Annotated in this window: 17 protein-coding genes; 14 read left to right on the forward strand and 3 right to left on the reverse strand. The window is 56.6% G+C overall.

The window, feature by feature from the left end:
* Nucleotides 1-72 precede the first annotated feature (72 nt).
* Nucleotides 73-813: a TSUP family transporter gene (locus CA948_RS14135; protein WP_094198464.1), complete on the reverse strand. Its 741-nt coding sequence runs from the start codon at nt 811-813 to the stop codon at nt 73-75.
* A gap of 170 nt (nt 814-983) precedes the next feature.
* On the opposite strand from CA948_RS14135, the gene CA948_RS14140 reads away from it, so the two are divergent.
* From CA948_RS14140 to CA948_RS14165, 6 genes are all read left to right on the forward strand, one after another.
* Complete coding sequence (locus CA948_RS14140; protein WP_094198112.1) at nt 984-2501, forward strand: hypothetical protein; 1518 nt, start codon at nt 984-986, stop codon at nt 2499-2501.
* A gap of 5 nt (nt 2502-2506) precedes the next feature.
* Nucleotides 2507-3979: a gamma-glutamyltransferase family protein gene (locus CA948_RS14145; protein WP_238988599.1), complete on the forward strand. Its 1473-nt coding sequence runs from the start codon at nt 2507-2509 to the stop codon at nt 3977-3979.
* Between the two features lie 123 nt (nt 3980-4102).
* Entirely contained in the window at nt 4103-4837 is a 735-nt protein-coding gene (locus CA948_RS14150) for an iron-containing redox enzyme family protein (protein WP_094198110.1), read from the forward strand.
* A gap of 60 nt (nt 4838-4897) precedes the next feature.
* Nucleotides 4898-6358 (forward strand): aldehyde dehydrogenase family protein, encoded by a 1461-nt coding sequence (locus CA948_RS14155; RefSeq protein WP_108728339.1) that lies wholly within the window; start codon nt 4898-4900, stop codon nt 6356-6358.
* Nucleotides 6359-6389: 31 nt separating this feature from the next.
* Entirely contained in the window at nt 6390-6869 is a 480-nt protein-coding gene (locus CA948_RS14160) for a GlcG/HbpS family heme-binding protein (RefSeq protein ID WP_094198108.1), read from the forward strand.
* 20 nt (nt 6870-6889) lie between these two features.
* Nucleotides 6890-7924, forward strand: a complete 1035-nt coding sequence (locus tag CA948_RS14165) for a 2Fe-2S iron-sulfur cluster-binding protein (protein ID WP_108728340.1) — start codon at nt 6890-6892, stop codon at nt 7922-7924.
* On the opposite strand, the gene CA948_RS14170 is transcribed toward CA948_RS14165, so the two are convergent.
* The gene (locus tag CA948_RS14170) at nt 7921-8112 is read right to left on the reverse strand and encodes a hypothetical protein (protein ID WP_094198106.1); all 192 of its coding nucleotides are present in this window, start codon (nt 8110-8112) and stop codon (nt 7921-7923) included. The genes CA948_RS14165 and CA948_RS14170 overlap by 4 nt on opposite strands.
* A gap of 202 nt (nt 8113-8314) precedes the next feature.
* Here CA948_RS14170 and CA948_RS14175 point away from each other — a divergent pair, with 202 nt between their 5' ends.
* From CA948_RS14175 to CA948_RS14210, 8 genes are all read left to right on the forward strand, one after another.
* On the forward strand, nt 8315-8623 hold the full coding sequence (locus CA948_RS14175; protein ID WP_094198105.1) for a 2Fe-2S iron-sulfur cluster-binding protein: 309 nt from the start codon (nt 8315-8317) through the stop codon (nt 8621-8623).
* A complete protein-coding gene (locus tag CA948_RS14180; protein ID WP_108728341.1) occupies nt 8623-8967 on the forward strand; it encodes a ferredoxin in 345 nt (114 codons plus the stop codon). The genes CA948_RS14175 and CA948_RS14180 overlap by 1 nt, the downstream gene beginning before the upstream one ends.
* An 11-nt stretch (nt 8968-8978) precedes the next feature.
* A complete protein-coding gene (locus tag CA948_RS14185) occupies nt 8979-9257 on the forward strand; it encodes a 2Fe-2S iron-sulfur cluster-binding protein (RefSeq protein ID WP_009457378.1) in 279 nt (92 codons plus the stop codon).
* Nucleotides 9258-9269: 12 nt separating this feature from the next.
* Nucleotides 9270-10223 (forward strand): ornithine cyclodeaminase family protein, encoded by a 954-nt coding sequence (locus tag CA948_RS14190; RefSeq protein ID WP_108728342.1) that lies wholly within the window; start codon nt 9270-9272, stop codon nt 10221-10223.
* Between the two features lie 39 nt (nt 10224-10262).
* Nucleotides 10263-10613, forward strand: a complete 351-nt coding sequence (locus tag CA948_RS14195) for a DUF2294 domain-containing protein (protein ID WP_094198102.1) — start codon at nt 10263-10265, stop codon at nt 10611-10613.
* A 248-nt stretch (nt 10614-10861) separates the two neighbouring features.
* Nucleotides 10862-11884: a Nif3-like dinuclear metal center hexameric protein gene (locus CA948_RS14200; RefSeq protein ID WP_108728343.1), complete on the forward strand. Its 1023-nt coding sequence runs from the start codon at nt 10862-10864 to the stop codon at nt 11882-11884.
* A gap of 26 nt (nt 11885-11910) precedes the next feature.
* Nucleotides 11911-13017 carry a hypothetical protein gene (locus CA948_RS14205; RefSeq protein ID WP_094198100.1) on the forward strand — a complete coding sequence of 369 codons (1107 nt, stop codon included), beginning with the start codon at nt 11911-11913 and terminating at the stop codon, nt 13015-13017.
* Nucleotides 13018-13345: 328 nt separating this feature from the next.
* On the forward strand, nt 13346-14446 hold the full coding sequence (locus CA948_RS14210) for an MBL fold metallo-hydrolase (RefSeq protein WP_108728344.1): 1101 nt from the start codon (nt 13346-13348) through the stop codon (nt 14444-14446).
* On the opposite strand, the gene CA948_RS14215 is transcribed toward CA948_RS14210, so the two are convergent.
* On the reverse strand, nt 14443-15315 hold the full coding sequence (locus CA948_RS14215) for a tyrosine-protein phosphatase (RefSeq protein WP_238988600.1): 873 nt from the start codon (nt 15313-15315) through the stop codon (nt 14443-14445). The two genes, CA948_RS14210 and CA948_RS14215, sit on opposite strands and share 4 nt — an antisense overlap.
* Nucleotides 15316-15458 lie beyond the last annotated feature (143 nt).

Here is a 15458-nt window from a genome sequence, read left to right on the forward strand (position 1 = left end):
AAAGGGCCAGACACGATTATACGGTGTAGGCGCACTTTTCTGAATATGGTATACAGTTTGGGGGCTAAGTATTCAGTGCCACAGCGTGCGTGCAATCAAGACCAGGGCGCTGATGGAACAAATACCCAATAGCAGCCTGCGCATTAATGGCAGGCTGACTTGATGGCGTAATTGTCCTGATAGAGCAAAACCCAGCAGCATGAATGGGTAGAGCACAATGCTGAGCATGGCTTGTTGCAAGGAGAACAGGCCAACCAGCATCAGCAATACCAAAGACAGGCTCGCGCCTAGAAAGAGAATAAGGCCGAGTGACGCGCGTAGCTGTGCCGGCGCCAGATTCTGCATGGCAATTGCCAGGGCAGGGGCGCCGACCGAGGTTAGCGTGCCCATGATCCCCGATGCAATACCCGCCAGAATCATGTTGCGTGTGGAGGGTAGTATGCGCAGGCCCCAGGCGCTGAGAGCGACTGCGCCCAAGATGGCAAATGCAAAACCCAGGTTGACGGCGGCTATCGGTAGTTGCGTCATACCCAAGACAGCGATAAGCGAGCCCGTGGCCCGCCCGCCCAGCGCACAGACCACGACATTAGGCACGATATGTTGACGTTCTCGCAGGGCCGCCAGTAAAGAGACGCTACCGCCCAAGGCCAACAGCGGCCCTGGTACTAGCTGTGGGAAGATCAGGGCGGCAATGGGCGCCACCAGCATGGCAAATCCAATCCCTCCCACTCCTTGTAAAAACGCGGCCAAAACCACCAGGCAGGCCATCAGCAGCCAGGACAGCGGGTCCACGAGGTCAATTAAAGCCGCCATAAACATCCTTTTATTTGTATAAGGTATTCAATCTAAGTGTTTCAAGCATGAAATTCTTAGAGTTTTCCCCAGTTTTTGCTAGTTTTTTCTGATTTCGATCATTAATTGAAGATAGTATACCGTTTCAGGAATACTAAATATTCAGAAAAAAGAGAAGGAAAGGGGGATACATGCAAAGCGACGTGGTGCTCGGTGCGGCGCACTGGGCTTATTTGATCAGCGTCCTGGTGATCATCATTACGATGATTTTCCGGGCCAACGTAGTGGTGCCATCCGTCATTGGGACCTTGGCGGTAGTCACGGCCATAACGGGCAGCCCTATTCAGGGCTTAATCAGTATTTTTTCGGCCAGCTTCGTGGCGGCTCAGGAACTGTTCAACATCTTCCTGGTAATCACCTTCATGACAGCGTTGCTCAATTCCTTAAAGCGGCTGGAAGCCGATGTGAAGATGGTGGCCCCCTTTCGCAAGGTCATGGTCAATAGTGCCTCGTCCTTTTTGATGATTGCTGCAGCGACCTATTTTATTTCCCTGTTCTTCTGGCCCACGCCTGCAGTGCCTCTGGTGTCGGCCATTTTGCTGCCAGCGGCTATTGCGGCTGGTTTGCCACCATTGGTCGGTGCGATGGCGATCGCCATCTGTGGGCAGGGCATGGCGCTATCGTCGGACTACATCATTGGGGTTGCTCCGGGCATCAGCGCCAAGGCAGCCGGTGTCGGTGCTGATGTTGCCGTGCTGGCTGACCGCGCGCTGGTGTTGTCCTGGATTACGGGGGGTGTCGCGCTGACCTTGGCGTTCTTGTTGATGCGTCGCCATTTCAAGCCGGCAGACAGCCGTTTGCTGGACGCCTGGATGCGTCAGGCACCGGACAGCACGCTGGATGACGTGGAATCCCAAGGGACGTATGACAAGGCAGAGATGGCCCGTGGGACGGCGGGTAATGAACACACGGTGCACTCCGGCTTAAGTGCCAAGGAAGAACGTTATTCGCGCATTCTGGCCTGGATCACTCCACTGGCGTTCCTGGCGGTGATTGGCATCATGCTGCTGCCCCGCTTTATCCCGTCCTTACCCGTTCTGCGTGGTGGAGATGCTGCCGGTTTGGTGGGGGGCGTCGCCTTTGTGTTGATGATGATTGCCACCTGTATGGCAGAAGGTCCACGGCGCATGCTGGACACCTGTCCGGATCATATGACCGATGGTTTTGTATTCGCGTTTCGTGCCATGGGCTCGGTGTTGCCAATCGCTGGTTTCTTCTTCCTGGGCGCCAGTGAAGCGACCTCTGCCATTTTAGGCATTCCACTGGCACAAACACCTAGCCTCTTGTTCGAGTTGATTTCAGCCGGTCAGCATCTGATTCCGGACAATCATTTTCTGGTGGCGTTTGGTGTCCTGTTGGTGGGGATGATCTCGGGTATTGATGGGTCGGGCTTCTCGGGTCTGCCTCTGACGGGCACCCTGGCCTCGGCGTTGAGCCCTGTGTCGGGTCTGGACATCGAAACCTTGGCAGCGGTAGGACAGATCGGTGCGATCTGGACCGGTGGTGGCACCTTGATCGCCTGGTCGTCCTTGATTGCGGTGGCAGGTTTTGCTCGGGTGCATGTGCTTGATCTGGTGCGGGCCTTGACGGTACCGGTACTGACCGGGATGGCGATTTCGACAATCTGTGCCGTACTGGTGTTTGGATGATCGGTATGGGAACGACAGCCTATAGCGCAGGTGAAAAACAGGGTTTGGGGAAACTGTGGGCCGTGGCTGCCGGACACCCCTTGGCGGTTCGGGCCGCGCAGGCCATGCTGGAACTCAAGGGTAGTGCGGTGGATGCGGCCATTGCGGCTGATGCCGTCATGGGCGTCGTTGAACCGATGGCAACGGGGATAGGCGGCGACTTGCTGGCGATGGTTGCACCGCCGAACAGTAAGCCAGTGGCTTATAACGGTAGCGGAGCGGCGCCTTTGCTGTTGAAGGCAGAGCAGGTTCAGGCCTTGCCTGGGGGACGGATTCCCGAGCGCCATGTGCTGTCCATTACCACGCCCGGCCTAGTGCGAGGGTGGTGGGATATGCATCAGCGCTATGGCCGTCTGGATTGGGCCCGCTTGCTTCAGCCCGCCATCCAGGCAGCACAGGAAGGTTTTGCGGTGGCGTCGGTGGCGGCGCGTGAATGGCAAATCTTTGATTTTGTGCTGCATCGCGATCCCGAGTGTGCCGCTCTTTATAGGGCGGGCAAGCCGCCCAAGGCAGGAGAGCAGTACCTGAACCCGGAGCTGGCGGCTGTCTTGCAGGACATCGCCACGCAAGGACCCGATGCCTTCTATCTGGGGCGCCCCGCATGGCAGGCTGAACAGGCAATGGAACGGGTACAGGGGCTGTTGCGGGCGGAGGACTTTCGTCAGCATAAAGGATTTTTCTGTGAACCGGTCAGCGCATCGCTGGGTGAGTTCAGTCTGTATGAGTGTCCGCCCAACACACATGGGGTGGCCGTGCTGGACGCGGTCCAAAGCGCCTGGCACCGACCCTTGGATGATGATGAGGCGGAGTTGGCATTGATCCAGGCGACCGAAGGGGCAATGACTCATGCCGCTCAGGTCGTGTGTGATCCGGCAGGCAATACGGTTTGCACGGTTGTGGTTGACGAGGACGGATTGGCCGTCACGTTCATGTCCAGTATTTTCAAACGGTTTGGCTCCGGTTTCGCCGTGCCTGGCTGTGGGTTTGTGCTGCAAAACCGAGGCTTTGGCTTCTCCGAGCCTGGGCATGTGAATGGCCCCGGTCCGGGAAAACGTCCGTATCACACGGTTGTCCCGTCTCTGGCCTTGAAGACGGGCCAGTTCCATATGGGGCTGGGTGTGGTGGGCGGTTTGATGCAACCCCAGGGCCAGATACAGATATGGACCCGTGTCTTGCGCGATGGCTGGCCTTTGGAGCGAGCCTTGTTCGCACCGCGCTGGCGTCTGGAGGGGGCTGGGCGTCTGGCTCTGGAAGACGGCTTTGATGCGAGCCGCACGGCCTTCCTGCGTGAACACGGGTATGGGGCGCCCGACAAGGGAGTCGGCGAACTGGCAGGCCGTAGCGATTTTGGCGGTGCACAAGCGGTGGAGCGCTTGGCGGATGGCCGCCTGAAAGCCGTATCGGACCCGCGCAAAGATGGCTGCGTGGCGTTGGTTTGATAAACAGGCAGGGTTATTCCCTACTTTCTAAAATAGTAGACGGTATACAATATACTTAAATAGTCCAAACCTCATATTTCGTCGGCTGCTGTCAGGGCGACGTCTTTCAACAAGGAAACAGTCATGGAAAAACTGCTGAATCGCGATGAATTTCGCACCGCACTGGAAACCGCCATTAAAGGGAAAAGTGCCAATACTTCCCCTTTCAGTATTGCCTGGGCCAGCGGCAAGCTAAGCCGTGAGCATCTAGCTCGCTGGGCTGAAAACCACTATCACTATGTCGGCCCTTTTGCCGATTACCTGGGTTATCTGTATGCCCGCACTCCCGCTGAATACGTGGAAGCCAAAGACTTCTTGCTGGCCAATATGTACGAAGAGGAAATTGGTGGTGACCGCCACACAGATCTGCTGATCCGCTTTGGCGAAGCTTGCGGCACGACACGGGCACGTATTGAAGACCCCGACAACATGAATGCCACCACCCGCGCCTTGCAGGCTTGGTGTTACGCCATTGCCATGCGTGAAGACCCCGTCGTCGCCGTGGCGGGACTGGTGGTGGGCCTGGAGTCGCAAGTGCCATCCATTTACCGCAAGCAGACCCCAACCTTGCGCGAAAAATACGGCTTCACGGATGAAGAGGTGGAGTTTTTCGACCTGCACATTGTGTCCGATGAGATCCATGGCGAGCGTGGTTACCAGATCGTGCTCGAGCACGCCAATACCGTGGAACTGCAGCAGCGTTGCCTGCGTATCTGCGAAATTGGTGCCGAGATGCGTCTACTGTATACCACTTCCCTGTACAACGATTACGTCAAAGACGAGATCAGCTTGCAGGATCTGCAATTGGAAGCAGCGTAAGTCGGCCAGCCGGGCGGGCAGATAGGCTGCCCGCCGATTTAGAAACAAGGAAGTACAGCGGTGGACAATCTCAAGGACGTCGTTTTCGACAATTACATTAATGGGCAGTGGCAGCCCAGCCAGAGTGGGCGCACGAAGCCCAATTTGAATCCGGCCGATCGGGACGATGTCGTGGGGGCTTTCCCTCTGTCCACGGCTGAGGACGCACAGGCAGCCGTTGCTGCTGCTCAGGCTGCTTTTGCAGGATGGCGAGCAACACCGATTTCCACCCGGGCCCGTGTGCTGAATGCGGCGGCGGCCTGGCTGGATGCCAATGTTGATCGTATCGCTCAGGGTCTGACGCGAGAAGAGGGCAAAACGCTGGCGCAAAGCAAGATGGAAGTAGGGCGCTCGGCCCAGACCCTGCGTTTTTATGCGGTTGAAGGCCAGACCTATACCGGCGAGACCTTTCCGCAGGATGATGCGCAGCAACTGGTGTATACCCAGCGCGAACCCTTGGGTGTGGTGTCCGTAATTGCGCCCTGGAATTTCCCCATCTCCATCCCGGCACGCAAAATTGCGCCTGCCTTGATTACGGGCAATACCGTCGTTTTCAAACCTTCGTCGGAGACGCCGTTGACGGGTTATTACCTGTGCGAAGCCTTTGCACAAGCAGGGGTTCCGGCCGGTGTACTGAACCTGGTACATGGCAGGGCCAGTGAAGTGGGGCCCACGCTGGTGCAATCCCCTCAGGTACGTGCCATTTCGTTTACCGGCTCGACCCAGGCGGGTGAAGATATTTGTCGTCAAGCCCGCATGAGCACTCGCACCCAGATGGAGTTGGGTGGCAAGAACCCCCTGATTGTCATGGAAGACGCCGACCTGGATCTGGCCGTCAAGCTGGTGGTTCAAGGTGGGTTTTCCTTAAGTGGCCAGGCCTGCACGGGCACCAGCCGTGTGCTGGTGCATCGTCACGTCAAAGAGGAGTTCACCCGGCGCTTGGTAGAGAAAGTCAGCGCCTTGACCGTGGGTAATGGTTTGAATGGCAACCCCGACCTGGGCCCCATTGCCACCGAAAGCCAACTGGCAAGCATTCTGGACTATGTGGCCATCGGCAAGCAGGAGGCCACCCATTTACTGGGCGGCGAGCGTTTGACCGAAGGCGACTATGCACGTGGCTTGTTCATGCGCCCGGCTTTGTTTACAGACGTGACCCAGCAGATGCGTATTGCCCGCGAAGAAATCTTTGGTCCGGTGATTGCCTTGCTGGAAATTGATTCCTACGAGCAGGCGCTGGCCATGGCCAATGACACTGAATATGGCTTGTCGGCCGCCATTGTGACGCGCAGTGCCGACTATGCGCATCGCTTTGCCAATGACATTGAGGCCGGGACGGTCAAGATCAATCGCACAACAACCGGCAACTTGATCAATGCCCCTTTTGGTGGACTGAAACAGTCCAGCACATCCACTTTCCGCGAGTCGGGTCGGGCTGGTCTGGAGTTCTACACCCAGATCAAGACCGTGTATCGCGGCATCTGAATTTTATTAACCGGAAATACTGGGAAGACTTATGAAAAAAATCCTACGTCTCGAACAGCGCGAAGCGCGCTTGATGGTGGACGCGGCGATTGCCAAATCCAAAGAGATTGGCGTGCTGGAGACTGTTTGCGTGGTTGACGAAGGGGGCTATCCCATCGTGATGGAGCGCATGGATGGGGCACGTATCACTGGCGCACAAATTGCCTGGAACAAGGCGTTTACCGCTGCCGGCCACAAGCGCTCCACCCATTTGTTCACGCAAGCGCCCAATGGTCCGGCACTGCCTGGTAACGAGGCCTTCGGGATTCAGCTCAGCTTTGAGGGACGCTTTGCGGCCTTTGTGGGCGGCTACCCCATTGTGGTCAATGGGGAAGTAATCGGTGGTATTGGCCTGAGCGGCGGTAACGGCGAGCAGGACACGGCAGCCGGTGTGGCCGGCTTGCAGGCCTTGGCCGAGGCCTTGAAGGCAGAGGGTCTGGACGTGCTGGTTCAGGCGGACATCAAGAAATAGTGGCATCAGGAGGACGGGTCATGGCCCATCGTGTCGACATCAAGGAAACCGGCGAGCAGTTCTGGGTAGAGCCGCAAGAGACCCTCTTGCAGGCCGCTCAGCGGCAAGGCGTGCGCATTTATAGCGACTGTGAGTTTGGCGGTTGCGGTACCTGCCGCATTCAGGTTACCCGAGGGAAGGTTTGTTACGAGGACGACTGCCTGCCCATGAGTATTGCCGATGAGGAGCACGAGCAGGGCCATGCCGCCGCCTGTCAGGCTCGACTGGATGCGGATATTGAAATCAGTCTGGCCGCCCATCGTGACGAGCTGCCTGACACGCAGCAGGTCAGGGCGCAGGTGCATAGCGTGGAGCGGGCGTGCCAAGGAATCTGGCGCCTGACCTTGCAGTTACCCCAGGATGTACACGTGCAGTTCCGTCCTGGTCAGTATCTGAACATCCTGTTCGAGGACGGGCGTGCGCGCAGTTTTTCCATGGCCAATGCCGATGCGGCCCATGGGCGTATTGAACTGCATGTACGGGAAGTGGAAGGCGGCCGTTTTACCCAAGTGTGTTTGCCCGGCCTGAAGGCCGGAGATGAGCTGCTGCTGGAGATGCCTTTGGGGGTGTTCTATTGGCGCGAGCGCGACTGGCGACCCATGGTCATGGTGGCAACCGGTACGGGTATTGCACCGATCAAGGCGATTCTGGAGTCCTTGCTGGACAAGGACGACTGCCCACCTGTGAGCCTGTACTGGGGCATGAACCGACCCGAGGATTTGTATCTGGCCAAGGAGATCGAATCCTGGGCAGACCGTTTGTGCGAATTCCGTTTCGTGCCTGTGCTCTCGCATGCCGACGAGAGCTGGCAAGGCGCTCGGGGCTATGTGCAACAACAGGTATGCCAGGATGAACCTGACCTGTCTGAGCATGCCATTTACTTGTGTGGCTCACCCGTGATGATTGAGCAGGCCCGTGGCTTGTTCAAGGAGCATGGTGCCAATGAGCAGTTCATGTATGCCGATGCGTTCAACTTTCAGTCCGATAGCCGCTCGGCAGAGCCTTCTCTTGCTTAGGCGCTGTGTGGGAGCTGATCTTGGGCGACTTCGGGTTCGCGCTTTTTTCGGCTGCCAAACAGTTCAGTGAGTGAGGGCAGATTGATGAGCGGAATACGACGGCGCAGATGCTTGCGCTGAGCCAGATGTGGCAGCAACTGCTCGCCGACGGGACGCTGCAAGTAGCGAAGTTCGACGGGGGTTTTCATGGCAATCTCGTTTAGGGGTTGAATTGAATTAAGTATACCGCAATAGGGGTTTCTACTCAAACAGACAGGAAACTGTATCTAAAACTAAAGAAATCTGTTGTGGGAAAAGTGCAATTTTTAACTTGGTATACCGTTCTTGTTTTTTTTCAGGCGGTCAGGGCTCGCAATCCGGTCGCATCATTGGCAGCAAGCAGGAGGTCTTATGCCAACCATTACTTTTCATAAAAACGGCCAGACACATGTGGGCGAGGTGCAGGAGAACACCAATTTGGTGGTCCGGGCAGGGATCAAGCAGTTTCCGTTTCCTTATCTGACCTATGGCTGTGGAATGGGCAAGTGCGCCAAATGTGCGTGTCGGGTGCTGGAGGGGGCTGAGCATCTGCCAGCGGCCAACTGGAAAGAGAAAAAGCAGTTAGGCGAGCGCCTGGATCAGGGCTGGCGGCTGGCGTGCCAGTTGTGGATTAACCAGGACATCGTTCTGGAGCAGGCAGAGATACAGGAGGTGCAGTGATGTATGTGGTGCTAACGAGCAAGCCAGGCGAATACCGTACGGAGCCGGGTGTGGGCGTGGAAATGGTGGCGGCGTATGAATACCATTTTCAGGGTCGTTTCAAAGCGGTGTTTGCCATTGCGCGTATCCAGGACGGGTCGCGGGTTCGCATTGTGGAAGAGGCGCCAAATGGCACGATCAATGACATTCCTACTCGGCAAATGGAAAAATTTGCCACAGCCGAGCAGGCTTATGAAGAACTGGCCGGATTGACGCACTTTGGCAGCCTACAGGCCGAGTTGCGCCAATGTGAGCTTACGGGTCACAAAACAGGGACGCAGCCCCTGGTAAAGCAGCAATCCTGAGGTAGCAGAATATGGTTCAGATTACATTTGCGTCGAATAATGATTTGGTGGTGTCTGCCGCCGAGAACAGCAATTTGCTGCGGGTTTCGATTCGCGAGCGAGGCGGCATCCCGTTCAAGTGCGGGGGCGGTATCTGCGGTACCTGCAAGTGCCGAATTACGGAAGGGCTGAGCAATACGGATGAGGTCAAGGCCAAGGAACATAAACACTTGTCCGAGCAGGATCTGGCAGAGGGTTTTCGTATGGCGTGCCAGACTTTTGTGCGCGGTGACGTGACGGTGAGCTGGTAAAAGGAGCCGCCCATGCTGCATTTGACCGATAAGCAATTACACACACTGCTGGATGCGCCTGCGGTACAGCAGGTGCTGGAGCAGGCTTTTCTTGAGTTTGGACAGGGGCAGGCGGCGCAGCAACGTCGTGTGCGCACGCAGGTGGGCGATACGCGCTTATCTACCTTGGGGGCGGTTATCTCAGGCCAGCAAGTCGCTGGGGCCAAAATTTATACGACCGTACACGGCAGGTTCAACTTTGTGATTGTGCTGTTTGATGCGCGCAGTGGACAAACCTTGGCAACGCTGGATGCCGGTGCGATTACGCAGTGGCGTACTGCCGCGTGCTCGGTGCTGGCCGCACAGCGGGGGGCAAACCCCCAATCTCGAACCTTGGGAGTGCTGGGGCTCGGGGCTCAGGGCACCGCGCATGTCCAGCAGTTTTGCCAGGCTTTTGATTTGCGCCGTGTGCTGGTCTGGAGCCCGAATGTGGATCAGGAGCGTTGCCGCAAGCTGGAGCTGGAGCTGGACTGTGGCGTACCGGTACGTGCAGCACGCCCTGATGAGATCGCGGTCCAGGCAGATATTCTGGTTACCGCCAGTCGCAGCCGTGAGCCCTTGTTTGATGGGCGTACGCTCAAACCAGGTTGCTTTGTCGCGGCTGTTGGTTCTAGTCTGCCCACGGCGCGGGAGCTGGATGATGTCTGCTTGCAGCGGGCAGGCAAGATCATTGTGGAGTGGGGGGAGCAGACGCTTGCCGAGGCCGGGGATCTGATTCTGGCGGCAGCCGATTGCGGCATTCAGGGCAAGGTATCCGAGTTAAGCGATTGGTTGCAATTGGAGCGTGGACAAGGTTACGACGCACAGGGTATTTGCGTGTATAAATCAGTGGGTGTGGCGATTGAAGATATTGCTGTTGCTGGTTTGGCGTATCGCCGTTATCAGCATGGCAAGATGGCGCAGGAGGCGGTCGCTGAACACGAGTAAACGACAATAATTCAAATAGGTTGGGGGTAGGCAATGGTGATGGCAGGCTTTTCTTCTATGGGCGAATTCAAGCAGGCGCTGACCCGGGACTACAACCGCATCAACAGCAGTATTTTTGCATCAGGTGTGGTGACACTGAAGATTGATGTGCTCGATGACAGGATCAGCATGTTGGCCGTTCATAAACGCCAGCCTGCCTTGCAGACGCTGAGCCGTGAAAACGCACATATTGCCGATCTGGCCGATCTGTACCTGATCAAGGCTTTCAAAAAGGAGATGAAGCAGGTTTTGGTGGAAGAGTATGGCTTGGATGTCGTCGCCATTTTCAAGGATTACGACGCGACAGCGCAGTTGTCTTCCACCATGGTGTTGTTGCAAAAAGGAGTGTGAACGCAGTGGCGCCGGTGCAAACCGCTGCCCTGAGTTCCGAATCGATAAAAAGAAGCTGACTGGTAGACAGTCTTGTTGTCCTTCCGTCCAGAGTGGATTGCCCGGTGTGCAATTGGCTTTGGAACCGAGCCCAGGCCCTGACCGGCCCGCTTGGGGAAGTTGCCGACAGGAAGTGCTCGCATACCGCCGGCCTCGGACCCTGGGATTTCCCAGGGCCTGAGGCCGGCTTTTTATTTGGAGACAAAATCATGGCCTATGTAGCCGATTTGCTGGATGCGTTGAATGTCATTACGGGGGGACGCATGGTGTCCTGTATGGATGAGGTCAAGTGCGGCCATCATCCTTTCGTGATCTGGAAGTCCTCGGGAATTTACGGCAAGGAAGTGCTGGAAATTCCGGGGCTGATTCATGGAGACCCCAACAAGGAAGTGCGCAAGGTGGCCGTGTGCATGACCATGTCCGAACTGAGTATTGAGTTGGCCGGCGCGACCGGGGTGGATGCCATTGTGGCGCACCATCCCATCGCAGATGCCGCCAGTTGTGGGGGCGTGACCCTGAAGGATTATCTGGACCTGTATGGCGTGGCAGCGCTGGAGTGTCATGAGGCATTTCATGGCTTGCATCCGGGCATTGCGTATCTGCATGGCCACAAAGTGGCTAAAAGTGATATCGCCTATGGAGGTATTCATGGCAATGTAATGTTCGTGGGCGAGCCCTTGGAAGGGGTGAAAACCTTGGGCGATATGCTCGATAGGCTGGACGGTTTCATGGGGCTGGATCTGGAAGATCAGATCTTGCAGGCCGAGCGTCGCATCAAGGACAACGAGAATATTCTGGAGACCAGCACCTTGACGCGCGGTGCGATTCGACTGGGCGAACGTAGCAGTCCAGTCAGCCGTATTTTGCATATCTTCCCGCATACGGGATTCAGTCCTGAACATCTGCGCCAGGCAGTTGCTCAGAACCCAGGAGTGGATACGGTGCTGGCGTCGATTAGCCGAGTCTATGACGGCCATGCCTTGATTGAATGCGCCCGTGAACTGGGGCTGAATTTTCTGGTAGGTAACAGCCATGTACTGGAAATTCTGGAAAACGGACTGCCACTGGCTTATGCCTTGAGCGCCTTGCTCGATGGTGTCGAGGTGGTGATGTTCCGCGATCGGGTGACGTCTACGCCGGTGCATCAAGTGGGGGGGACCCGTTTGCGTGAATACGCCCGGCATTTCTCGACTGCCCATCTCATGGGCAAGAACGTGCTGAGCTTCCAGTAAATCCAGCTTCCTGAACGGAGACAGACATGGATAACAAAACAATAGAAATCGATAAGGTTGTGCATTCACCGCCTGCGGGCCGCCGTCCTTTGGAGCGTATCGAGGTGGTGGGCCTGAGCTTGCTGGCTGCGGCCATGCTGACGCTGTTTTTCTTTCCTGCTACCTTGTCCGGTGCCTTTGATACCGTGTTGAACAAGGTCAAACCCGTTGTGGTGGATGTGTTTTTGACCGGGCAGGTTGGGGTGGCGGTCATTATCAGCGTCATTATTGGGCGGCTGCTGGAGCGTCTGGGCTTTACCGATGCCATGATGCGGGTTTTTATGCCGGCGATGCGGGCTATCGGGATCAATCCGGCCGTCATCATTCCCAGCGTGTACAACATTTTTGGCGATATCAATGCGGCTGGTCGTATCTCGGGGCCCTTGCTGCGTCAGGCAGGGGCGACCAAAGACGAGCAGAAAATTGCGGTTGCCACGATGGTGCAGTCCCAGCAGTCTTTCTCGACCTTCATGCTGGGCATGATGGCATTGACCTTTGCTGGAGTGAATGTCTTTGCCGTGGTGCTGATTGCGGTCTTTGGCCCCTTGTTGCTGTCCCCCCTGCTGTTGTCACGGCTGGTTTATCGCAACGTCCGTTCGGTGGATTTGCTGGCTGCGCCTCGTTTCACGCCGAATATTGATTTTGCGCCCATGCTGTTCAAGGCGGCCCGTGAAGGGGTGGAATTGTTGCTGCTGATCCTGATTCCGGCCGTGGCCTTGGTGTTCTGTGTCATTGGCTTGCTGGAACATATCGGCATTTGGGCTCCGATCAGCGATGTGCTTGAACGTGGTTTGCTGGCCTTGAACATTCATCCCGAAACGGGCGTGTTGGCCATCCTGGTCAGCCCGACACTGGCAATGGGTAAATTGCAGGCTATTGCCTCGACACTGGATCCCTCCCTGGTCGTGGGGGCGTTCGTTCTGGCCTCGTCCGGCCTGCCCTTATCGGCGGTATTTGGACAGATTCCGGTGGTCTGGGCCGAGTGTTCAGATCTGAATGAAAAAGAAGTCATGCTGGCTGCGACCTTGGGTATCGTCATGCGCTTGGTAATGGCCGTGATTCTGGCGGTATTTTTAACGCCCCTCATTATTTAAGTTCCTGTTTGTAGTCCCCCTTTTCAGGAGCGCTGATCTGGCGCTCTTTTTTTTGGCTTGGGCACTGCCATCGAACTGCCATAAATCTGTAACAGGGCTGAAAGAACACTTGTTTAATCTGATCCTGTCGTCGTTTTTTTTAAGGCAGGGCACTTCGGTGGCTCTGGTTCTTTAAGTTGATGCCTTTCTCTGTCCGGCAGCGTGAGCTGCGGCCCATTGCGCTTATTGATGCTTTGCTTTTGCGCCCCGCGTTACGCCGTGCTGCAAAGCAGAATGCCGGGTGTGGTTGGGTGATAGGTTGGCCACAATGCCTTGTAGGGGACGGAGCATGAACCAGACACGGGTGACGGTGTTAAGCGGCTCTGGAGGTAAAGTGCCTGCCGCCATTCTCGTGCAGGCATGTGGCTTGCGACTGCTGCTGGATGCCGGTGGGCCCTTGTACCCCGGTCAGGTGTGCGATTGGCATGAGGGGCTGGAGGTGGATGCCATTTTGGTGACGCATGATCACCAGGACCACATGGGCTCCTTATCCAAACTGCCCGAACACATTCCTGTTTACGCCACGGCCTCGACCGCGCGCAGCTTGCCTGCCGGTCGGATCTGGCGTGAATTGCCGACACGCGGCACGACTTATATTGGCGATATTGCCGTTCGCACTGGTTTGTCCGGCCATGCCTTGGGGGGTGTCTGGCTGCATCTGGATGTGGGTGGTGGTCTGTTTTATAGCGGGGACTTTTCCTGCGAGTCCTTGCTGTTTCCCTTTGATTTGCCACCTCCTGCGTATCTGGCGTTACTGGATGCGTCTTATGGTTTGTATGATCAGTCTCATCACGTTGCCTGGAGCATTCTGGAGTCCTTGCTGCAGTCCCATCCTGCTTTGTTGCCGGTGCCGCCTTCGGGCCGGGCGATCGAGATTGCCTTGTGGCGTCAGCAGCAAGGCTTTGAGGATTGGAGCATGGATGCGTCCTGCTACGAAAACCTGACCCGCATGATCAGCCAAAGCAGCGATCTGTTGTTGCCAGGCGTGCAGCAATCCTTGCGCGAACTGATGCCGCGTGCCGCCACGTTTGATCCCCAAGCACACCTGCTTTTGGCTGGTGAACCGGACGGTTGTCAGGGTAAGGCAGGAGAGTTGATTCGTGAGCAGCAAGCGCGGACTTCGGACGGCAATGCCGAGCCTGGCGATCGCTTGTTGATTCACACCGGCTATGTGGCCCCGCATGCTCCGCGCGGCACGCATACCTTGTGCTGGAATGCTCACCCGCGTTTGACGGATTTGCGTTGGCTGGTGGATATGGTGCAGCCACGTTATTGCATGCCTTTGTTCACGCAAATGCATGATCTGCCCACTTGGCGCAATGTGATAGGGCCAGCCTTGAGCCTGGACGGCCACTGGGAGTTGCCAGAGGCCTCGGTAGGCGTGGTTTAGGCGGTGTAGCGTTCCAGTAAGGCCGCACGTCGGGCGGGGCTGAGCTTCAAGGCGCTCTGGAAGAAGTTCTCCAGATTGCCGTGTGTCTTATCAATGGTCTTGAAGGCGGTTTCCAGAAACTCGGGCTGCACACCCCAGAGAATATCCAGCACTTCGTCGCTGATGCCACGGTTATCGGGCAGATCGGGGCGGCGGAAAAATTGATTGGTAAGCAGATAGTCGTGCATTACATCATCAGGATGTACGCCAGCGGCGCGGTGCAGCAAGGCAACCGCAAAGCCGGTGCGATCTTTGCCCGCTGTGCAGTGCAGGACAAGGGGAGTATGGGTGTCCAGCAACTGGTCAAAGACCCGTCCAAACGTGGCTGCATGTGCGGTCACGAATTCAGAGTAGGTTTTGTTCATCGTGCCATGGGCTGCTTTGACATCCACTTCACCCTTGGCAAGCATGTCCAGAAAATCGGGCAATACGGTGGGTTCGACGGTCAGCGCATGACTGGTCAGAAAGCTGTATTGGTAGGGAGAGCGTTTGCGCTCGTGTGCGCCACGGAAATCCAGTGAACAGGCAATGCCCAGTTCCTGCAGTGTGTCCAGATCCTGGCTGCTTAAATTCGCCAAATGGTCCGAGCGGTAGACACGGCCTTTACGAAAGGAACCGGAGCCTGCGGCATAGCCGCCAATATCACGGAAGTTGCTGGCCCCCTCTAAAGGGCAGGATACGGGGCTGGGCAGCGGCGATACGGACACGGCGGACTCCTGTTGAAACGGTGAAAGTCCCATGTTAACGGTCTTGGGCGGGATCTGCATATGACCATGCGGTGTCATGTGGGCAACGCGGGCGGAGCAAAAGCAGAATGAATGAAAGTGCATGGTTCTGTATCGTCAGAAAGCCATGTATATTCGTTGCTGGCAAGGCCCAGGCAGACAAGCTGGTACACCGTGTTCACGTTCTTGCACCTTCGGTTTGCTGGAGGTATGAACAGACTGCATGGTGACGCTGGTGTTTGACTGCC

Origin of the sequence: Alcaligenes aquatilis, from assembly GCF_003076515.1 — a bacterium.
GTDB classification, from domain to species: Bacteria; Pseudomonadota; Gammaproteobacteria; order Burkholderiales; family Burkholderiaceae_B; genus Alcaligenes; species Alcaligenes aquatilis.